The organism is Stutzerimonas stutzeri (assembly GCF_019090095.1).
Taxonomy (GTDB): domain Bacteria; phylum Pseudomonadota; class Gammaproteobacteria; order Pseudomonadales; family Pseudomonadaceae; genus Stutzerimonas; species Stutzerimonas stutzeri_AN.
This window is the reverse complement of the sequence record NZ_JAGQFP010000002.1, coordinates 340,917-361,038: the sequence shown is the minus strand read 5'-3', so window position 1 is coordinate 361,038 and position 20,122 is coordinate 340,917. Positions and strand designations below refer to the sequence as shown.

The 20,122-nt window shown below is 65.2% G+C and carries 16 protein-coding genes and 1 pseudogene; 14 read left to right on the top strand and 3 right to left on the bottom strand.

Annotation, left to right across the window (positions count from 1 at the left end; genetic code table 11):
- The first annotated feature begins 238 nt into the window (after nucleotides 1–238).
- From KVO92_RS11375 to KVO92_RS11315, 13 genes are all read left to right on the top strand, one after another.
- Nucleotides 239–1,453 (top strand): OprD family porin, encoded by a 1,215-nt coding sequence (locus KVO92_RS11375; protein ID WP_217475758.1) that lies wholly within the window; start codon nucleotides 239–241, stop codon nucleotides 1,451–1,453.
- Nucleotides 1,454–1,668: 215 nt separating this feature from the next.
- Complete coding sequence (locus tag KVO92_RS11370) at nucleotides 1,669–2,421, top strand: 5-oxoprolinase subunit PxpA (protein ID WP_217475757.1); 753 nt, start codon at nucleotides 1,669–1,671, stop codon at nucleotides 2,419–2,421.
- Entirely contained in the window at nucleotides 2,418–3,134 is a 717-nt protein-coding gene (locus KVO92_RS11365; protein WP_217475756.1) for a 5-oxoprolinase subunit B family protein, read from the top strand. The genes KVO92_RS11370 and KVO92_RS11365 overlap by 4 nt, the downstream gene beginning before the upstream one ends.
- On the top strand, nucleotides 3,131–4,048 hold the full coding sequence (locus KVO92_RS11360) for a biotin-dependent carboxyltransferase family protein (protein ID WP_217475755.1): 918 nt from the start codon (nucleotides 3,131–3,133) through the stop codon (nucleotides 4,046–4,048). The genes KVO92_RS11365 and KVO92_RS11360 overlap by 4 nt, the downstream gene beginning before the upstream one ends.
- Before the next feature lie 475 nt (nucleotides 4,049–4,523).
- Nucleotides 4,524–4,910 carry a response regulator gene (locus KVO92_RS11355; RefSeq protein ID WP_217475754.1) on the top strand — a complete coding sequence of 129 codons (387 nt, stop codon included), beginning with the start codon at nucleotides 4,524–4,526 and terminating at the stop codon, nucleotides 4,908–4,910.
- A 41-nt stretch (nucleotides 4,911–4,951) separates the two neighbouring features.
- On the top strand, nucleotides 4,952–7,354 hold the full coding sequence (locus KVO92_RS11350; protein ID WP_217475753.1) for a PAS domain S-box protein: 2,403 nt from the start codon (nucleotides 4,952–4,954) through the stop codon (nucleotides 7,352–7,354).
- Nucleotides 7,351–7,740: a response regulator gene (locus KVO92_RS11345; RefSeq protein ID WP_217475752.1), complete on the top strand. Its 390-nt coding sequence runs from the start codon at nucleotides 7,351–7,353 to the stop codon at nucleotides 7,738–7,740. Before KVO92_RS11350 ends, KVO92_RS11345 begins: the two co-directional genes overlap by 4 nt.
- The gene (locus KVO92_RS11340; RefSeq protein WP_217477232.1) at nucleotides 7,733–9,373 is read left to right on the top strand and encodes a diguanylate cyclase; all 1,641 of its coding nucleotides are present in this window, start codon (nucleotides 7,733–7,735) and stop codon (nucleotides 9,371–9,373) included. Before KVO92_RS11345 ends, KVO92_RS11340 begins: the two co-directional genes overlap by 8 nt.
- A gap of 154 nt (nucleotides 9,374–9,527) precedes the next feature.
- Nucleotides 9,528–12,395, top strand: coding sequence for a CHASE3 domain-containing protein (locus KVO92_RS11335; RefSeq protein WP_217475751.1), 2,868 nt, complete (start codon nucleotides 9,528–9,530; stop codon nucleotides 12,393–12,395).
- Entirely contained in the window at nucleotides 12,392–12,781 is a 390-nt protein-coding gene (locus tag KVO92_RS11330) for a response regulator transcription factor (RefSeq protein ID WP_217475750.1), read from the top strand. The genes KVO92_RS11335 and KVO92_RS11330 overlap by 4 nt, the downstream gene beginning before the upstream one ends.
- Complete coding sequence (locus KVO92_RS11325) at nucleotides 12,778–13,914, top strand: YaiO family outer membrane beta-barrel protein (protein WP_217475749.1); 1,137 nt, start codon at nucleotides 12,778–12,780, stop codon at nucleotides 13,912–13,914. The genes KVO92_RS11330 and KVO92_RS11325 overlap by 4 nt, the downstream gene beginning before the upstream one ends.
- Entirely contained in the window at nucleotides 13,904–15,022 is a 1,119-nt protein-coding gene (locus KVO92_RS11320) for a HEAT repeat domain-containing protein (protein ID WP_217475748.1), read from the top strand. Before KVO92_RS11325 ends, KVO92_RS11320 begins: the two co-directional genes overlap by 11 nt.
- Nucleotides 15,019–16,422: a glycosyltransferase family 2 protein gene (locus tag KVO92_RS11315; protein WP_217475747.1), complete on the top strand. Its 1,404-nt coding sequence runs from the start codon at nucleotides 15,019–15,021 to the stop codon at nucleotides 16,420–16,422. Before KVO92_RS11320 ends, KVO92_RS11315 begins: the two co-directional genes overlap by 4 nt.
- A 105-nt stretch (nucleotides 16,423–16,527) precedes the next feature.
- Here the strand turns inward: KVO92_RS11315 and KVO92_RS11310 are convergent.
- A pseudogene (locus tag KVO92_RS11310) lies at nucleotides 16,528–16,803 on the bottom strand (aldehyde dehydrogenase family protein); the annotation flags it as partial.
- A gap of 92 nt (nucleotides 16,804–16,895) precedes the next feature.
- A complete protein-coding gene (locus KVO92_RS11305; protein ID WP_217475746.1) occupies nucleotides 16,896–18,389 on the bottom strand; it encodes an aldehyde dehydrogenase in 1,494 nt (497 codons plus the stop codon).
- A 202-nt stretch (nucleotides 18,390–18,591) separates the two neighbouring features.
- Here KVO92_RS11305 and KVO92_RS11300 point away from each other — a divergent pair, with 202 nt between their 5' ends.
- Entirely contained in the window at nucleotides 18,592–19,902 is a 1,311-nt protein-coding gene (locus tag KVO92_RS11300; protein WP_217475745.1) for an aspartate aminotransferase family protein, read from the top strand.
- A 61-nt stretch (nucleotides 19,903–19,963) separates the two neighbouring features.
- Here the strand turns inward: KVO92_RS11300 and rpmG are convergent, their stop codons facing one another.
- Nucleotides 19,964–20,119: a 50S ribosomal protein L33 gene (gene rpmG, locus KVO92_RS11295; protein ID WP_014854577.1), complete on the bottom strand. Its 156-nt coding sequence runs from the start codon at nucleotides 20,117–20,119 to the stop codon at nucleotides 19,964–19,966.
- Nucleotides 20,120–20,122: the final 3 nt, after the last annotated feature.

Genomic DNA, 20,122 nt, shown 5'->3' with positions numbered 1-20,122 from the left:
AGGCCGAATGCCCCTGTTCTGCGTCTTTTCTCCAGCAATCGTCATGCCACACAGTTAAATACCCTAAATTTTCGCGATAGGTTTTTCTTGTAGCGCGATAACGTTTTTTCTGGTTGGACTAAATCCGCGCGAGCTACGAAGAATACGCGGGCAGTACATGAGCCAACAACAAAACTTCCAATCACGCGCTGCCAGCAGCCAAAGGAAATAACGGCTGCGTGCATATCAGGAGACACTGATGAAACCAATTACCCGAGTTGCCGCCCTGGCAATGGTAGGCACTACCGTTCCCAGTTTGGCGCAGGCGGATTTCTTTGCCGATAGCAAAGGGAACCTAGAACTTCGTAACTTTTATTTCAACCGTGATTTCCGCCAGGATGGGGCGCGTGACAAAGCCGAAGAGTGGGCGCAGGGCTTTCTGCTAAACGCGGAGTCTGGCTATACCGACGGCCCGGTCGGCTTTGGCATCGACGCCCTGGCAATGATCGGAGTGCAGCTCGACTCGGGCGGCGGCACCTATGGCAGCGGCCTGCTGCCGAACGACGGACAGCCGCCGCGGGGCTCGGAAGACGAATATTCGAAGTTGGGGCTGACCGCCAAGGCGAAGTACTCCAAGAGTACGCTGCGTCTGGGTGACCTCCGTCTGCGCAGCCCGATCGTTTCCTCGAACGACAGCCGACTGTTGCCGGCCTCGTTTAAAGGCGGCCTGCTGAACATACAGGAAATCGACAACCTTATCGTGCAGGGCGGAAAGCTTACCGAGATTCGCCACAACAACAGCAGCAACTATGAGCGCATGTCGGCACTAGGCGGCACCAGCGACGAGTTCGTCTTCCTCGGCGGCGATTACAAGTTCACGCCTAATCTTTCCGCTGGTCTGCATTACGGCAACTTGGAAGAAGTCTATAAACAGTATTACGGCACGCTAGTATATGTACTCCCCCTCGGTGACAGCCAATCAGTTAAAACCGATGTACGTTATGCGAAGTCTACCGAGGATGGCACCTTTCGTAATGTTGATAACAAAGCGTTCGGCACCATGGTCAGTTACAACCTGGGTGCCCATACCTTCGCCGGTGCCTATCAGCGCATGAGTGGTGAAGATCCCTTCCCGTATATCAGCGATCCGTACCTGGTGAACTTCGTCCAGATCAACAACTTCAGCAATAGTGAAGAACGCTCTTGGCAGGCCCGTTACGACTATGACTTCGCTGCTGTCGGCTTACCGGGACTGACCTTCATGACGCGCTATATTTCCGGCGACAACGTCGACCTCGGAACCGCGAATGACGGTAAGGAATGGGAGCGCGACATGGATCTGGGTTATGTCATCCAGAAGGGTCCACTGAAGAACCTGGGCATCAAGTGGCGCAACGCCACGGTTCGCTCCAACTTTGGCAACGACCTGGACGAAAACCGCCTGATCGTCAGCTACAACCTCGCACTGTGGTGACGGCGTGCGGCTCTCATTCATGCCCCTTGTTCAAGAAGCCGTATCAGCCAGCCCGATGGGCAGGTCAGCACGCACATCGATTTTTCCTATCCCCCCTGCCCGCCTTATTTTGTTGGACGTGGTGCGAGCTCCCCCCAACAATTACTTCAACCACCATCTGCCTCCCCAGGGAGGTGCTGCGCTAACAGCCCATGGACCAGCAAGAGGACATCCCTGTGAACAAGCTGCTCTTGAATTGCGACATCGGGGAGAGTTTCGGGGCGTGGAGCATGGGCCTGGATGCCGAGGTCATGCCGTACATTGACTGCGCCAACATCGCCACCGGCTTCCATGCCTCGGACCCCGGCACCATGCGCAAGACGGTCGCCCTGGCAGCGGAGCACGCCGTACGCATCGGCGCGCATCCCGCGTATCCCGATCTGGTCGGGTTCGGTCGCCGCTCCATGGCGTGCAGCCCGCAGGAAGTGGAAGACATGCTGCTCTACCAGATCGGTGCCCTCGACGGTATCTGTCGTCCGCTCGGACAGCGGGTGAGCTACGTCAAGCCGCACGGTGCGCTGTATCAGGACATGATGCGCGACGCGGCCACGCTGCGTGCGGTGATGCGCGCCATAACGCTCTACGACGCCAGCTTACCGCTGATGCTGATGAGCACGGCGGACAACAGTGGTCCGCAGCTGATCGGTGAAGAGTTCGGTCTCACGCTGTGGTACGAGACATTCGCCGACCGTGCCTACGACGCCCAAGGCTACCTGGTATCGCGCAAGCTTCCCGGCGCGGTACATCACGACAGCGAAACCATCGTCGGCCAGGCACTCACCTTGGCGCGCGGCGAGCCCCTTCGCGCGAGCGATGGCAGCTCGATACGCTTGACCAGTGACACCCTTTGCGTACATGGCGACAACGCCAGCTCGGTTGCGGCGGTGCGCCAGATTCGTGAAGCGCTTACCCGGCTGGAGCAGGCATGAAGGCGCGCATTGAGGTCGCATCGATCGATTGCCTGACACTGCGGCTGTTCGACGAAATCGACGAAGACAACATGCCGTGGATGCTCGCAGCCAGCCAGCGCATCACCGCTGCGTTCGGTCCGGCGCTGGTCGACCTGGTGCCGTCTTACACCACGCTGATGATCCACTTCGACCTGACCCGCATGCGCTGCACTCAGGCCCACTCGACCTTGGCCACTGCGCTCGAAGGGCTGACGCCTGCATCGGAGCGCGGTGGCCATACTCACAGCCTGCCGGTTTGGTATCACCCCTCGGTGGGCCCCGAACTGTCGCTGATCGCCGAACGATCCGGGCTGCGCGTCGACGAGGTCATCCAGCGACACAGCCAGCACGAATACCAGGTGTTCGCCGTGGGCTTCGCGCCGGGCTTCGCCTTCATGGGATTGGTCGAACCCATTCTCGCCACACCCCGTCTCGGCACTCCGCGCAAACGCGTGGCGCCTGGCAGCGTCGGCATCGCTGATCGGCAAACGGCGGCCTATCCGGTGGAGTCGCCAGGGGGCTGGAACCTGATCGGCCGGACTCCGGTGAGCCTGTTCGATTACGAACGCGAGATCTACAGCCTCCTGCAACCGGGGGATCGCGTGCGGTTCGAGCCGGTCGATCACGCAACATTCCTCAAGCTCGGCGGTGACGACACGCCGCTGGCTGGGAACGAGGGGGCCACGGCATGAGCGGTCTGAAAGTGGAACGGAGTACCCGCTTGGTGCAATTGCAGGACGGCGGCCGATTCGGCGTTCGACACCTGGGCGTCACGCAGGGCGGCGCACTCGATTGGATCGCGATGTACTGGGCCAACTGGTTGCTGGACAACCCGCTCTCGGCGGCCGTGGTAGAGATTACGCTCGGCGGATTCAGCTCCACCTGCGAACGGGATGGTTGCCTCGCACTGGCCGGCGGCGATCTGGGCGCGACGCTGGACGACCAGCCGCTACTGCCCTGGCAAGCGTTCAGTATCCGGCGTGGGCAGCGCCTCAAATTCACTCAGGCGCGTCAGGGCGCGCGTGCGTATCTCGCCGCCCCGGGCGGCTTCGAAGCGACGAGGATGCTCGGCAGCGTCTCGACCGTTACCCGTGAGTCGCTCGGTGGTTTGACCGGCGATGGCGAGCCGATCAAGCAGGGCGACAACCTTGTTTGGCACGGACAGTCCGGGTTGCTCAAGCGCGTACCTGTCGCGCAAGTGCCAGATTATTCGAGCGCTCGCCCGCTGGACGTTGTGCTTGGCGCTCAGATTGGCGAATTCAGCGGCCAGAGCCTGTTCGATGCCTTCAACAGCAGCTGGAAGGTCGACAGCCGCAGCGACCGCATGGGCGTAAGACTGATCGGTCCTGAGCTCAGAAGCCGACGGGGTGGCATCGTCTCGGAAGGGGTTCCGCTCGGTGCGATCCAGGTTCCACCAGATGGGCAGCCCATTGTCTTGCTCAACGACCGGCAAACCATCGGCGGCTATCCTCGCCTGGGCGCGCTGACCCCAGAAGCCGTCGCACGGCTTGGTCAATGCTTGCCCGGCACCGAGTTGCGCCTGCGCCCCATCGGCCAGCAGGCCGCACAAGACGCTCATCTGCGTCTGCTTCGCAGCTGGGTCTGACGGCTTTGCTGTGGGTCGAGGCCTCACAAGGGCTGTCTGACCCGTTGCTTGCTACCCTGCCGTGCGGTCCCGGCTCACAAGGCCGGGGCCATCCTCCGTACTCCGGTCTGCAGGCCGATGACACGGTCGCACCCTGCGTCTTTGACCACCCATGGCAAATGGCTGCCGGCGATCGAGCGCCCCATCGATCGGCCTAGGCGCGCTAATCCAAGCCGGACAGCGCCTCACGTCACGCCGACGGCGGTCGATGGAAATTCCGGCCATAGGCGAAGTCCAACCCTGAACGGCCGCCACCGATCGCCTCGCTGTCTAGGTTGCCCGACCCTGGCCCTCTCTTGCGCGTCTGGCGGCATCCGCTCGCTGCGTGCCGTGGCCGGCAGACCGGCTATTTTTCTCGCAGGGTGCGCCATCGACCGAGCGAGATGGCAAACTGCCTGCCTTTTGAATGGTCAAAGCATCGATACCGGAGACCCGCATGACCGTGCTCAAACGGATACTTCACGTGGAGGATGACCCCTCCATCCAGGCCGTGGTGAGGGTGGCCCTGGAGGCCATCGGCGGCTACCAAGTGCTGTCGTGCTCGTCCGGCACGCAGGCCTTGGAGGAAGTCGAGGGCTTCGCCCCGCAGTTCATCCTGCTCGACGTGATGATGCCCGGCATGGGCGGTACGGAAACCCTGACCCGACTCGCGGAGCGAATCGATCTGGCGCAGATTCCGGTGGTCTTCATGACGGCCAAGGTTCAGCCGGGCGAAATCGAACACCTGCGCAAGCTCGGCGCGCGCGACGTCATCGTCAAGCCGTTCGACCCGATGCGCCTGGCCGGACAGATCCAGTCCATCTGGGACGCCGACGGCCTGTAGCCGTCGCGACCAGCCCTCAACCCAGCGAGACAGGTCCGCAGATGGAACCACCGAAGTCGACCGCAGCGTCCACGCCGCCCCGCGAACTGTCCCGTCTCGCTGCCCTGCTTCGCTACGAGATCCTCGATACGCCCGATGAGGCGGCCTTCGATGATTTCGCCGAGCTGGCCGCCTATATCTGTGGCACCCCGATCGCGCTGATCTCGCTGGTCGATGACCATCGCCAGTGGTTCAAGAGCCGAGTCGGCCTGGAGGTCAGCGAAACCCCACGCGATATCTCCTTCTGCACCCATACCATCGACGGCTCCGGCGTCTTCGAGGTCGAGGATGCTCAACGGGACCTGCGCTTTCGCGACAACCCGCTGGTGACCGGCGATCCCCTCATCCGCTTCTATGCCGGCGCGCCGCTGACCACCCCGGACGGCTTCAACTTGGGCACCCTCTGCGTGATCGATCGCCAACCGCGCCACCTCGACGAGGCCCAGCGCAGTGCGCTGGTGCGCCTGAGCCGACAGATCATGCGGCTGTTCGAGGAGCGCCTGCAGGCCCACCGCTACGCCGAGCAGGCGGCCATGCAACAGGCGCTGCTCAACAGTGCGGCCAGCGCGATGCTGGTGACCACCGCCGAGGGCCGCATTTCAGGGGTCAACCCGACCGCCGAGCGGCTGTTCGGCTACCCCGAGCAATTGCTGATCGGCCGGCCGCTGACCACGACGCTGTTCCCGGCGGATGCGCTGGCACGCCGCGCGCGTATCCTCGCCGAGGAGCTGGGCGAGCCGGTCGAGCCGGGGTTTGCTGTGCTCACCGCCCCACTGCTCGAAGGACGCCGCGAAATGCGCGAATGGCGGCTGCTGCACCGCAACGGCGGCAACGTACCGGTGCTGCTGAACGTCTCGGCCATCCATGACGAGCGCGAGCTGCTGCGCGGCTACATCGTCAGCGCCTACGACCTGGCGCATCAGGAGCGCCTGCAGCTGCGTCTGCAACAGATCGCCGCGCAGGTGCCGGGCATGCTCTTCCAGTTCTGCTGGCGGCCCGACGGCAGCAGCTCGTTTCCCTACCTCAGCGAGGGTGCCGAGGAGATCTACGGCCTGAGCGCGGCCGAGATGGCGCAAAGCATCGGCCCGATCTACGGGCAGGTGCATCCGGATGACCGCGAGCATGTCCTGGCGAGCATCCGCCAGGCCGCCTCGACCCTGACGCCCTGGCATTTCGAACACCGCATCAACCATCCGCGCAAGGGCACGATCTGGGTCGAGGCGCGCGCCACGCCGATGCGCCAGGCCGACGGTTCGGTGCTCTGGCACGGTCTGGTGACCGACATCACCGAACGCAAGGCCGATCAGCTGGAGCTCGACAAGCAGCAGGAAATGAACCGACGCCTGCTCGAAGCCCTGTCCGAAGCCGTCGTCGCCTGCGATGCTGACGGCAACCTGACCCTGTTCAATCACACCGCGCGCCGCTGGCATGGGCTCGACGCCCAGCAGCTGTCGCCGGAGCAATGGCCGGACGTCTACCATCTCTACCATGCCGACGGGGTGACGCCCATGGCGCCCGATGAGGTCCCGCTGATGCGGGCCTTGCGCGGCGAGCACATTCGCAACGTGGAGATGACCATCGTGCTGCAGGGCAGCGCTCGCCACGTGCTCGCCAACGCCGACCCGATGTACGCCTCCAACGGCCAGCAGAACGGGGCGGTGGTGGTGCTGCATGACATCACCGATCGCAAACAGGTCGAGAACCTGCAGCGCGATTTCGTCTCCACCGTCAGCCACGAGCTGCGTACGCCGCTGACATCGATCACGGCGTCCCTGGGACTGATCTGCGGTCGGGTGATCGGCGATGTACCCGAACACCTGCACGAGCTGCTGGACATCGCCCACCAGAACAGCCAACGCCTGAGCGCGCTGATCGACGACCTGCTGGACATCGACAAGCTGTACGCCGGCAAGATGCGCTTCGAACTGCAGTGGCAGCCGCTGCTGCCCCTGCTGGAGCAAGCGCTGCGCAGCAACCAGGGCTACGCCGAAAGCTATGCTGTGAGCATCGTGCTGGACGGTTGCCCGGCCGTTTCGATCGAGGTGGATACGATGCGCCTGGAGCAGGTCCTGAGCAATCTGTTGTCCAATGCCGCCAAGTATTCGCCGCCTGGCGGGGTGGTGACGCTATGGGCGGAGCCCGCAGCCGATCACAGGGTGCGCGTCAGTGTGCGAGACAGCGGCCCGGGAATCGCCGAAGCCTTTCGCCAACGGATATTCAGCAAGTTCGCTCAGGCAGATGCCTCCGATACGCGCCAGCAAGGCGGTACCGGGCTCGGGCTGGCGATCAGTAAAGAGTTGATCGAGCATATGAACGGACAGATCGGCTACGATTCGACGCCCGGCCAAGGCGCCTGCTTCTGGTTCGAACTGCCCTGTCAGCCGCTCTCCGAGCCGCAGCCATGAAGCGCTTGCACCGCGTGCTGCATGTCGAGGACGTGCCGTCCATCCAGGTGGTGACCCGGATCGCGCTGGAAAAGCTCGGCGGCTATGAGGTGCTCAGCTGCGCCTCGGGGCAGGCGGCCCTGGCCGAGGTGCAGGGATTCGCGCCGGATCTGATCCTGCTGGATATGATGCTGCCGCAAATGACCGGCCTGGAGCTTCTCGACCAGCTGAGCGCGCTGATCGACCTGCGGCAGACCCCGGTGGTGCTGTTGACCGGGCAGGCCGACGAGGTTGCCACACCCGAGGAGCTGCGCCGGCTCGGTGTGCGCAAACTGCTGCACAAGCCTTTCAACCCTATGCAACTGGCCGCACAACTGGAAGAAGTCTGGAATGCCGAACATGATTGACGGCACCCAACAGGCGCTGCACGACCAACTGCAGGCATTGAACGAAAAATTCGCCGAACGTCTGGGCACGGAGCTGGCCGAGCTCGGGCAACGCGCCGAGCAATTGTCCAGCGCCCGCGAACAGGAGCAGCGCCGCCAGCTGATGCTCGATCTGCACGAACGCATGCACCGCCTGGCCGGTACTGCCGGGACCTTCGGCTTCACCACGGTCGGCGAGCAGGCGCGCCTGCTGGAGCAACGCGCCGACTGCTGGTTGGAAGCCGCCCGGCCCAGCGGCCAGGCGCTCTCCGAATTCATCCAGGCCGTCCGCCAGCTGGCCCTGGCCACCCAGGCGGACGATCCCCGACACGCCGCCGCGGCGCCATCGACCGTTCAGGACAGCCGGCCGGCCAGTTGCCGCGTCTACCTGCTCGAGCGCGACCTCGAGGCGGGACAGGAGATGTGCAGGGCGCTGGGCAGCTTCGGCTACGAGATGCTGCTGTTCCCGGAACCCGCCCTGTTGCAGACCGCCATCCAGGGGCAGCTGCCGGACGCCCTGGTGGTCAGTCAGCACAGCGACGAGCTCGACGAGGTGCGCCTGCTGCAGCAGGACCTGGAAACGCCGTTGCCACTGCTGGTGATCGGCGATCAGGCCGACTTCGACAGCCAGCTGGCCGCGGTGCGGGCGGGTGCGAGGGGCTATTTCACCCGACCGCTGAATGTCACGCAGCTGGAAAACACCCTGGAAAACTGCCTCAACCTGCAACTGAGCGAGCCGTACCGGGTACTGATCGTCGACGACGATGCGGACCTGTCCAGCCGTTACAGCCTGGTGCTGCGCAATTCCCAGATGCTGGTGCAGACCCTGACCGACCCCAGCCAGCTGTTCGAGGTCATGCGGGCGTTCAACCCGGAAGTGGTGCTGCTCGACATGAACATGCCGGACTTCACCGGGCTCGAGCTGGCGCAGATGATCCGGCTGAACGATGAGTGGCTGCGCGTGACCATCATCTACCTGTCCGGGGAAACCGATATCAACCGGCAGATGGCCGCGCTGCTCAAGGCCGGCGACGCCTTCATCACCAAACCCATCAGCGACAGCGCCCTGACCGCCGCGGTGTTTTCCCACGTCCAGCGCGCCCGTTCGCTGAGCATGGCGCTGTCGCGTGACAGCCTGACCGGCCTGCTCAAACATGCCGACATCAAGGAGCAAGTGGCGCTCGAGGTGGAACGCGCGCAACGCAGCGGCAAGCCGGCGAGCGTGGTGATGCTCGATCTGGATCACTTCAAGCAGGTCAACGACCAGTACGGGCACGCCGCCGGCGACAACGTCATCCGCTCCCTGGCCAACCTCATGCGTCAGCGCCTGCGCCGCATCGACAGCCTCGGTCGTTATGGCGGCGAGGAATTCGTCGCCGTGCTGCCCGACTGCCCCCTCGAACAGGCCCGGCAGATCTTCGATGAAATCCGCCAGCGCTTCTCGGCGCTGCCCTTCCATGCCGGCAGCCGGGTGTTCAACGTGTCGCTGAGTGCCGGCATCAGCGAAACCGACGGCCACTCCAGCCCGGCCGCACTGCTGGAGCGCGCTGACCAGGCGCTTTATGCCGCCAAGCACAACGGCCGTAACCAGATCCAGGTCGCCTCCCCGCGCTGATCGCGTCGCCCGGCGAACCGTCGCGCCATTTTCGACTCAACTACAGTGCACCGGTACCGTGGCCGCCGCGTGCGCCGCTGTCGCAAGGCCGACGTGGCGGAAACGGAAGGCATCACTGCCCCAGGCCCGTTCAACCGGTGTGAGGAGTTCCGGTTTGCCGACAAAATCCTGGATAAATTGGCGTGCACTGGCTTTGGCGATCGCCTTTGGCCTGCTCGTCGCGCTCGGCTGGCAGGTCAAGCGCACCCAGGAGGCGATGCTGACCACCAACCGGTCCGTCCAGCACAGCCTGGCGGTCATCACCTCGACCCAGGCCACGCTGTCGGCCCTACAGGACATCGAGACCGGCGCGCGTGGCTTCGTCCTGACTGGCGAGGCCGCTTATCTGGAGCCTTACGAGCGCGGACTGGGTGCGATCGAGACGCACCGCCGCCAGTTGCAGACCTTGCTGAGCGACCGGACTTATCCCGACCACCACTGGTTCGACCTGCTGGACCAGAGCATCGCCACACGCCTGATGATCGCAGCCGACAACATCCAGACGCGCCGCGATGCCGGGTTGCAAGCGGCGGCCGGGCGCGTGCGGGAGGCCGGTGGCAAGCGGATCATGGACCGCCTGCGGGCCCTGCTCGGAGCCGTCGAGCGCTACGAGCGCACCCAGCTCGACGCGGCCAACCAGGCCGTGGCCGCCACCATCCAGCGCAGCAGGTGGCTGGGCATGTTCGGCAGCCTGACCGTAGCCGCGTTGTTTTTCGCGGCCTTGTGGGCCCTTCGCCGCGACCTGCACAGCCGCCAGGCCTTGGCGAACCAGGCCCAGGCCGGTGAGGCACGCCTGGCCGCCCTGCTGCAGGCCATCCCCGACCACCTGTACGCCATCGACAGCCAACGACGCGTTACCGCGCTGTCACAGCAGCATGCCAGCCGCGCCCCCGCACCGGAGGCCATCGAGCCGCTGCTGACCGGCCTGCGCCGGCAGGCCGACAACAGCCTGAAGCGCCGCCGGACGACCTGGTGCGAAGTGCAGAGCCGACGCACGTTCGAGGTCCGGCTGGTACCGACCGGCCTGGGTGATCACCTGGCGATCGCCCGCGACGTCACCGAGCTGCAGCGCAGCCGCGACACCCTGGAAGACCAGAAGGTGTTCCTGCGGCGCGTGGTGGACACGGACGAGAACCTGATCTTCGTGCGGGACGGACAAGGTCGCTTCCTGTTGTGCAACGACGCCCTCGCCGCCCTGCTCGATCGGCGTCCCGAGGAGATCGAGCAGCGCCGCGCCGAGGAGCTTCCCGATGCGCAGCGGCTGCTGCCGTTGCTACAGGGCGAAGCGGAATTGCTCGGCGGCAGCGGTGAACTGCGCACCACCGAGGTTCAGCTGACCGATGCGCAGGGGCGAGAGCGCTGGCTACAGGTGGTCAAGCGCCCCATGAGCACATCCAGCGGCGCCTGCCACGTGGTGACCGTGGCGGTCGACATGTCCCTCCGCCGACATATGGAACAGATGAAGACCGCGTTCATTTCCACCGTCAGCCATGAACTGCGCACGCCGCTGACCGCCATTCGAGGCGCGCTGGGCATGCTCACCGGTGGCGTCGCCGGCGCAATCGACGAAGGGGCTCGGCCGCTGCTGGACATCGCCTACAAGAACAGCGAACGCCTGGTGCGCCTGATCAACGACATCCTCGACATCGAGAAGCTCGAAGCCGACCGCCTGCCCTTTCACTTCAGCCGCAACGACGTCGAGACGCTGGTCGAGCAGGCGCTGCTCGACCTCAAACCCTACGCCGACGAATATGGCGTCCGCCTGCAGCTCGACGTGGCCAGCGGCTCGGCGCCGCTCGAGGCCGAACTCGATCCGGACCGCTTCGCCCAGGTGATGGCCAACCTGCTGTCCAACGCGATCAAGCATTCGCCGGTCGGTGGCGTGGTCCACGTCGAGCTGCAGGCGGACGGCGACGAGCTGGAGGTCGGCGTTCGCGATCGTGGCCAGGGCATTCCGGAAAGCTTCCGCTCGCGCCTGTTCGAGCGCTTCGCCCAGGCCGATGCGTCGGACGCGCGCACGCGCGGCGGCACCGGGCTGGGCCTGGCCATCACCCGCTCACTGGTGCAGCAGATGCATGGCCAGATCGGCTTCGATTCACAGGAAGGCCAGGGCACGCGGTTCTGGTTCAGGCTGCCCCGTGCGCCTCTGCCGCACGCGACTGCCAGCGCTCCGGTCACGGCCGCAGCGGCCCCCGACCTGCAGCCTTCGCGCGCACGCATCCTGGTGCTGGAACCCGATAGCGCGGCTGCCGAGCGGCTGGCGAGCGTCCTGCAGCAACACGGCTATGCCACGCTGATCGCCGAGACCGCCGTCCAGGCGCGCGCCCTGCTGGCCGAATACCGCGTCCAGGCCCTGACCCTCAGCCCGGTGTTGCGCGACGAGGACAGCGTTGCCTTCCTGCAGAACCTGCGCAACCAGAGCGCCTATCAGCATCTGCCGGTGCTGATCGTCAGCCTCCAGCCGCAACGACGCGACAACGACAACGGCGCCCTTCGCGGCGGTGCGGTGGGGGTGATCGACTGGCTGGACAAGCCAGTCGACCCCTCGCGCATCATCCAGGTGGTGCGCGCCTGCCTGGGCCGCAACGAGCGGGCACGGATCCTCCATGTCGAGGATGACGAGGACCTGCAGACGCTGCTGGCCCGGCTGGTCGAGCCGCTGGGCGTCGAACTGGAGAGCGCCGCCAGCCTGGCCGAAGCCCACCAGCTGCTGGCTCGCCGCCACTTCGATCTGGCGATCATCGACCTGATGCTGCCCGATGGCGACGGCACGCAGCTGTTCGATCAACTGGCCCAGACCGTACCCCCGCCGCCGGTGATCATCTTTTCCGCGCTGGACTCACCGGTGCAGGACAGCCGTCTGGCCTTGCGCCAACTGATCAAGTCGCGCCATGACGGCGATGAGCTCGCCGCGCTGATCCAGCAGCTGCTGCAACACTGGCCGCCTGGCCATACCCGAGATGCCGAAGAGGTCAATGCATGAATGTGTCCGCTAGCCAGCGAATCCTGATGGTGGAGGACGAAGAGGACATCGCCTTCCTGATCCGTTACATGCTCGAACGCCACGGATTCAGCGTCGAGCACGCCGCTGATGGCCGGCAGGCGCTGGAAAAGCTCGGCAATACCCAGCCACCCGACCTGACGCTGATGGACATCATGCTGCCCTATCACGACGGTCTCGAGCTGATCGAGCGGCTGCGCGCCCAACCGGGTTGGGAAAGCGTGCCGGTGCTGATGCTGACGGCCAAAGCGCGCGAGGTGGACATTGTCCGGGCGCTGGAACTGGGCGCCGATGATTACGTGACCAAGCCGTTCCAGCCGGAGGAACTGCTGGCACGCATCCGTCGCCTGCTAAGGAGGACTCGATGAGCCGGCTGATACTGGCCTTGCTGTTACCCGCCTGGCTGCTGCCCTCACTGGCCTTGGCCGACCTCGCCACGGCACAGCGTCAGGTCGAGGCGCAACAGCTGGACGCCGCCGAGGCGACCCTCGGCGCGCATCTGGCGCGTCACCCCGACGACCGTGAAGCGACGTTCCTGCTGGCGCGTGTTCGTGCCTGGCAGGGCGCCCCCGAGCAGGCGCTGCCGCTGTACCAGCAATTGCTGCAACGTGAACCCGACAACACCGACTATCTGCTGGGCCAGGGCCAGGCACTGCTCTGGGCCGGTCGGCCACAGGCGGCGCTGGTCCCGCTCGAGCGGGCCGCGATGCTGGCGCCGGACTACATGCAGGTCCAACAGGTGATGCAGCAGGCCCGCGCGGCCCTGACGTCACCGGTAACCGAGACCGCCCCGGCCGCCATCGCACCGGCGCAACGCCGCCACGAGCTGGAGCTGTCGCTCCGGCAGGACTGGCTGGACAGCGGCTTCGACAACTGGCGCAGCCAGCGCCTGGATTACGCCTCGACGCAACCGGAAGGCCTCGGCTGGTATGGCGCCTTGCTGAACGAGGAGCGCTTCGGCGAGCGGGACCAGGGTGTCGAAGCGGGGATGGTCGTCGCCCTTGACGATAACTGGACGCTGCAACCCGAGGTCGGCTATCAGCCGTCGCCCTACTTCCTGCCCGAGTGGCATGCCGACCTGCGCCTGCAACGGCGCCTGCCGGCGGGCTTTCTCGGCGCCGTCAGCGTCAGGCGCACCGAATACGACACCACGCGGGTCGACCGACTGGCGCTCAGCGCCGAACGCTACTGGAATGCCTGGCGCGCAGGCTACACGCTGAACGTAACGGACGTGGCCAATGCCGGCACCCCGATCGGTCACGACCTGGCCCTCGATTACTACTACGCCGGTCTCAGCTACGCCGGCCTGCGCCTGACCGTCGGCGAGGAAGAGGCCGTCGAGCAACAACGACTGATCACCAGCGACGTGCGCGCCATCAGCCTGCAGGGCCGTCACTGGCTCGACAGCCGCTGGGCACTGACCTGGGAAGTGGGCCAGCATCGGCAAGGCGATTACTACACGCGCCGCTGGCTTCAGCTCGGGCTGCGGCATGCTTTCTGAACTGAACTGTCCGGCCTGGCTGTGCGCCGCACCGCGCCGCGCCTGGCTGGCGGTCTGGCCGGAAGACGGCACATTGCAGCTGGCACTGTACTGCGCGCTGGGCCTCGGTGGCCTCACCGTGCTGGTGATGCTACAGGTGCTGCTGCTCGGTGAGATTGCACGCCGCCGCGCCCTTCGCCGCCAGCAATTCAACGACCAGTGGCGCCCGTTCTTCGCGCTGTGCAGCCTCGACGACCAGCTTCCCGAGCCGGTTCCGACGCTCCCGGCCAATCGCCAGCTGTGGTTCCTGCTGCAATGGAACCGCACCCAGCTGCAATTGCGCGGCACCGCACGCGAGCGGATGAACCGGGCGCTGGTCGCCCTGGGCGTGGACCGGCAGGCGCAAGCCCTGCTGCGCGGACGGGTGCGCGGCAGGCTGATCGGGCTGACCTGCCTGCGCCATCTGGCCGATCCGGCTTACTGGGACGCGGTGCAGGCCCTGCTGATGAACCGTAACGCCATCGTCTCGCTGGCCGCGGCCCAGACGCTCATTGCCATGGACGCGCCGCGTGCCATGCAGCTGATTCTTCCCGCCGCCGTGGCACGCCCCGACTGGGCTTTGCCGCGCCTGGCCAGTCTTTGCCAGCAGGCCGGCGAGCAGGCAGTGACGTTGCCGCTGTTGATCGCGCTGACCGGATCCGACGACCCCCGCCGCGAGCGGTTGGTGAATTTGCTGGTCTACGGCGATCCCCGCCACGCGGCACCCTGGGCGCGTGCCCGCCTTGAGGAAAACGCCCCAGCGGAGCAGCTGCAAGTTGCCCTGCGCTGCCTGCAGGAACTGGGTGACCCGCGTGACCGAGACCGGCTGATTCGTACGCTGCGCCATGACCACGCCGACGTGCGACTGGCCGCACTCTTGGCGCTGCACAAGCAGGCGCGCAGCGATGACACCGGCCTGTTCCTGCCCTTGCTGCGCGATCCCAGCTGGTGGGTCCGTCAGGCCGCCGCGGACAGCCTGGCAACGCTCCCCAACGCCACGTACGAGCGGCTGACGGGGCTGCTCGATCGGGTCGACGACCGCTACGGCCAGGACGCCCTGCGCCGCGCGATTGCGGAGGTCAGACGTTGAACATCGACTGGCTCTGGTGGCTGCAACTGGGGTTCATCCTCTATTTCCTGCTGCTCAACGGCATGTACCTGCTGCTCAATGTGCTGTCGATGGTCAGCCTGATGGGCTACATCCGCCAACGCGCCGAGACCGGTGAAGTCGCCCCGTATCTCGGCGTCGAGCCGCCCGTGTCGGTGCTGATGCCGGCCTTTAACGAGGAGGCGACGATTCGTACCTCGGTGCGCTCGATGCTGCAGTTGCAGTACCCCGAGTTCGAAGTGGTGGTGATCAACGACGGTTCGAAAGACCGCACCCTGGCGCTGCTGATCGAGGAATTCGAGCTGGTGCCACACCCTGAACCGCTGCGCCAGGCGGTCGCGCATCAGCCGGTGCAGGCCATCTACCGCTCGCGGCGCTACGCCAACCTGCGGGTGATCGACAAAGCCAACGGCGGCAAGGCCGATGCCCTCAACGCGGGAATCAACGCCGCGCGGTACGGCCTGTTCTGTGGCGTCGATGCGGACTCCATCCTCCAGCGCGACAGCCTGTTGCGCGTGGTCCAGCCGTTTCTCGAGGACGAACGCACCGTCGCCGCCGGCGGCACCGTGCGCATCGCCAATGGCTCCGAGGTGCGCGGCGGCTTCCTGATTCGCGCCGGGCTGCCGCGCAACTGGCTGGCTCGCTTCCAGATCGTCGAATACCTGCGCGCGTTCCTCTTCGGACGCCTCGGCTGGTCGCCGATGAACGCGGTGCTGATCATCTCCGGCGCCTTCGGCCTGTTCGACAAGGAACGGGTCATGGCGGTGGGTGGCTATCGCACCGACACCGTCGGCGAGGACATGGAGCTGGTGGTGCGCCTGCATCGCTATCACCGGGAGCGGCGCATTCCCTACCGCATCCGCTACCTGCCAGACCCGATCTGCTGGACCGAGTGCCCCGAGGACATCGGCACCCTGGGCCGTCAGCGCAGCCGTTGGCAGCGCGGGCTGGCCGAAAGCCTGGGTCGTCATGCGCGCCTGGCCTTCAGCCTTCGGGGCGGCACGCCCGGCTGGCTGGCCTGGCCGTTCATGGCGCTGTTCGAGTGGCTGGGGCCGCTGATCGAACTGGTCGGCTACGGCTTCATGATCGGTGGGTTCGTGCTCGGCGTGGTGTCCTACGCCGCGCTGGCGGCCTTCCTGCTGGTCGCCGTCGGCATGGGCATCCTGCTGTCGGTCAACGGCCTGCTGCTGGAAACTCTGTCGTTTCGCGTCTACGAGCGGCGTCGCGACATGCTGCGGCTGTTTCTGATGGCAGTGCTGGAGAACTTCGGCTATCGCCAGCTGAATACCCTCTGGCGTTGCCGCGGGCTGTGGCAGTGGTTTTCCCGCCGCAAACATCAGTGGGGCGCGATGCGCCGCAGCGGGCTGTGGGGGCAAAGCTAGCTGAGCACTCAAAAAGCCGTAGGGTGGATCGCGCTTCTCCGATCCACCGTGGCGGTGCGACAAGGTGGATGTAAAAAGCGACATCCACCCTACGGTTCCTACCTCTCAGATCTTGATCCAGGTCGCCTTCAGCTCGGTGTACTTGTCGAACGCATGCAGCGACTTGTCGCGACCGTTACCGGACTGCTTGAAGCCGCCGAACGGCGCGGTCATGTCGCCACCGTCGTACTGGTTGACCCAGACGCTGCCGGCCCGCAACCCGCGTGCGGTGCGGTGGGCCTTGGAGAGATCCGCCGTCCATACCGCTGCGGCCAGGCCATACGGGGTGTCGTTGGCAATGCTCACGGCCTCGGCCGCGGTATCGAAGGTGATCACCGACAGGCCTCGTAGGGTGGATCGCGCTTCTCCGATCCACCGTGACGGTGCAACAAGGTGGATGTAAAAAGCGACATCCACCCTACGGTTCCTGCCTTTTAGATCTTGATCCAGGTCGCCTTCAGCTCGGTGTACTTGTCGAACGCATGCAGCGACTTGTCGCGACCGTTACCGGACTGCTTGAAGCCGCCGAACGGCGCGGTCATGTCGCCACCGTCGTACTGGTTGACCCAGACGCTGCCGGCCCGCAGCGCGCGTGCGGTGCGGTGGGCCTTGGAGAGATCCGCTGTCCATACCGCTGCGGCCAGGCCATACGGGGTGTCGTTGGCGATGCTCACGGCCTCGGCCGCGGTATCGAAGGTGATCACCGACAGCACCGGACCGAAAATCTCTTCTCGCGCGATCTTCATGGCATTGCTGACACCGTCGAAGATGGTCGGCTCGACATAGAGGCCGCCCGTCTCCTGCATGGTGCGCTGGCCACCGATCAGCACCTGGGCGCCGTCGTTGCGACCCGCCTCGATGTAGCCGAGCACGGTGTCGAGCTGCTGGGTATCGACCAGCGCGCCGACATTGGTGGCCGGATCCAGCGGGTTGCCCGGCTTCCAGCCCTTGAGCGCGTCCACCACCATCGGCAGGAACCGCTCCTTGACCGAACTCTCCACCAATAGCCGCGAGCCCGCCGTGCAGACCTCGCCCTGGTTGAAGGCGATGGCGCTGGCTGCGGAACGAGCTGCCGCTTCGAGATCCGGCGCATCAGCGAAGACGATGTTCGGGCTCTTGCCGCCCGCCTCCAGCCAGACGCGCTTCATGTTCGATTCGCCGGCATAGATCATCAATTGCTTGGCGACCCGGGTGGAACCGGTGAACACCAGCGTATCCACATCCATGTGCAGCGCCAGCGCCTTGCCCACGGTGTGGCCGTAGCCCGGCAGCACGTTGAGCACGCCCGGCGGGATACCCGCCTCGATGGCCAGCTGCGCCACGCGGATGGCAGTCAGTGGCGATTTCTCCGAAGGTTTGAGGATCACCGAGTTACCCGTGGCCAAGGCCGGGCCGAGCTTCCAGCAGGCCATCATCAGGGGGAAGTTCCATGGCACGATGGCCGCCACCACACCCACCGGTTCGCGGGTCACCAGGCCCAGCTGATCGTGCGGCGTCGCCGCCACTTCATCGTAGATCTTGTCGATCGCCTCTCCCGACCAGCGCAGCGCGTTGGCCGAGCCGGGGATGTCGATGCCCAGCGAATCGCTGATCGGCTTGCCCATGTCCAGAGTTTCCAGCAGCGCCAGCTCCTCGGCGTTGGCCTGGATCAGGTTGGCGAAGCGGATCATCGTCGCCTTGCGCTTGGCCGGCGCCATGCGCGACCAGGCACCGGATTCGAACGCCATGCGCGCGCTGATCACGGCCCGATCGGCGTCGGCCTCGTCACAGCTGGCCACCTGCGCCAGCACGCGGCCGTCGACCGGACTGATGCAATCGAAGCTGGCGCCGGCGCTGGGCGCGGTGTATTCGCCCTGGATGAAGGCCCGGCCTTCGATGCGCAGGTCGCGAGCGCGCTGTTGCCAATCGGCAAGTGTCAGGGTGGTCATGAAACGTCCTCGGTAACAATTGACTAATCAGAGAGGCACCCTAAACCAGGGGCGCCGGGGCTATCAATATTTTTTACGCGTCCGCCGGTTTCCGGCTTGTTTTGTTCGTTTTATTAAACATAGACTCGCCGAAACCGCTGGCTACCCGTAATGGCTGTCGTGTACCAGCATAGCCGCCAAAACTGCCCTGCCGGAGCGCGCCATGACCCACGATTGCGTCGACCACTTCTGGATGCCTTTTACCGCCAACCGTCAGTTCAAGGGCAGCCCACGCCTGCTCGAACGGGCCGAGGGCATGTATTACACAGACACCGAGGGGCGCCAAGTGATCGACGGCACGGCCGGGCTGTGGTGCTGCAACGCCGGACACGGGCGGCGTGAAATCACCGAAGCGGTGAGCCGGCAGATCGCCCAGCTGGACTTCGCGCCGACCTTCCAGATGGGCCATCCGCTGCCCTTCGAGCTGGCCGAGCGGCTGGCGCAGATCAGCCCGGCCGGGCTGAACCGGGTGTTCTTCACCAACTCAGGCTCGGAATCGGCCGATACCGCCTTGAAGATTGCCCTGGCCTACCAGCGCGCGATCGGCCAAGGCAGTCGCACGCGGCTGATCGGGCGTGAGCTCGCTTACCATGGCGTCGGCTTCGGCGGCATTTCGGTGGGCGGCATGGCCAACAACCGCAAGGCATTCGGCGCGCTGTTGCCGGGAGTCGATCATCTGCCGCATACGCTCGACCTGCAACGCAACGCTTTCAGCCGCGGGCTGCCGGAACAGGGCGCCGAAAAGGCCGACGAACTGGAGCGCCTGGTCACCCTGCACGGGGCGGAGAACATCGCGGCGGTGATCGTCGAACCGATGTCCGGGTCCGCCGGTGTGATCCTGCCGCCGCAAGGTTACCTGCAGCGCCTGCGCGAGATCACCCGCAAGCACGGCATCCTGCTGATCTTCGACGAAGTGATCACCGGCTTCGGCCGCGTCGGTGAGGCCTTCGCCGCACAGCGCTGGGGCGTCACGCCGGACATCCTCACCTGCGCCAAGGGCCTGACCAACGGCGCGATCCCGATGGGGGCGGTGTTCGTCGACGAACAGATTCACGACGCCTTCATGCAGGGCCCGGAAAGCGCCATCGAGTTCTTCCATGGCTACACCTATTCCGGGCATCCGGTCGCCTGCGCTGCCGCCCTGGCCACGCAGGAAATCTATCAGCGTGAAAACCTGTTCCAGAAAGCCATCGAGCTCGAAGGCTACTGGCAGGACGCCTTGTTCAGCCTGCAGGGGCTGCCCAACGTGACCGACATCCGCACCGTTGGCCTGGTTGCCGGTATCCAGTTCGCGGCGCACCCCGACGGCGTTGGCAAGCGCGGCTACGAGGTGTTCCGCCAGTGCTTCGCCGACGGCCTGCTGGCGCGCGCCAGCGGCGACACCATTGCGCTGTCACCGGCCTTGATCGTCGAACGCGAGCACATCGACGCCATGATCGAGCGCCTCGCCGGGGCCATCCGCAAGACCGCGTGACGGCAGACCAGAAACGAAAAAACCCGCCAGCTGGCGGGTTTTTCCTTCAAGGGCCGATCAATTACTTGATCTTGGCTTCCTTGTAGATCACGTGCTTACGCACGACCGGATCGTACTTCTTGATTTCGATCTTGTCGGGCGTAGTGCGCTTGTTCTTGTCGGTGGTGTAGAAATGGCCGGTACCGGCGCTGGACACCAAACGGATCAGATCACGCATGAT

What these genes read in the sequence shown, in the direction of transcription:
- KVO92_RS11375 (WP_217475758.1), top strand. Translation starts at nt 239, where the DNA reads ATGAAACCAATTACCCGAGTTGCCGCCCTGGCAATGGTAGGCACTACC.
- KVO92_RS11365 (WP_217475756.1), top strand. Translation starts at nt 2,418, where the DNA reads ATGAAGGCGCGCATTGAGGTCGCATCGATCGATTGCCTGACACTGCGG.
- KVO92_RS11360 (WP_217475755.1), top strand. Translation starts at nt 3,131, where the DNA reads ATGAGCGGTCTGAAAGTGGAACGGAGTACCCGCTTGGTGCAATTGCAG.
- KVO92_RS11355 (WP_217475754.1), top strand. Translation starts at nt 4,524, where the DNA reads ATGACCGTGCTCAAACGGATACTTCACGTGGAGGATGACCCCTCCATC.
- KVO92_RS11350 (WP_217475753.1), top strand. Translation starts at nt 4,952, where the DNA reads ATGGAACCACCGAAGTCGACCGCAGCGTCCACGCCGCCCCGCGAACTG.
- KVO92_RS11345 (WP_217475752.1), top strand. Translation starts at nt 7,351, where the DNA reads ATGAAGCGCTTGCACCGCGTGCTGCATGTCGAGGACGTGCCGTCCATC.
- KVO92_RS11340 (WP_217477232.1), top strand. Translation starts at nt 7,733, where the DNA reads ATGATTGACGGCACCCAACAGGCGCTGCACGACCAACTGCAGGCATTG.
- KVO92_RS11330 (WP_217475750.1), top strand. Translation starts at nt 12,392, where the DNA reads ATGAATGTGTCCGCTAGCCAGCGAATCCTGATGGTGGAGGACGAAGAG.
- KVO92_RS11325 (WP_217475749.1), top strand. Translation starts at nt 12,778, where the DNA reads ATGAGCCGGCTGATACTGGCCTTGCTGTTACCCGCCTGGCTGCTGCCC.
- KVO92_RS11320 (WP_217475748.1), top strand. Translation starts at nt 13,904, where the DNA reads ATGCTTTCTGAACTGAACTGTCCGGCCTGGCTGTGCGCCGCACCGCGC.
- KVO92_RS11305 (WP_217475746.1), bottom strand. Translation starts at nt 18,389, where the DNA reads ATGACCACCCTGACACTTGCCGATTGGCAACAGCGCGCTCGCGACCTG.
- KVO92_RS11300 (WP_217475745.1), top strand. Translation starts at nt 18,592, where the DNA reads ATGACCCACGATTGCGTCGACCACTTCTGGATGCCTTTTACCGCCAAC.
- rpmG (WP_014854577.1), bottom strand. Translation starts at nt 20,119, where the DNA reads ATGCGTGATCTGATCCGTTTGGTGTCCAGCGCCGGTACCGGCCATTTC.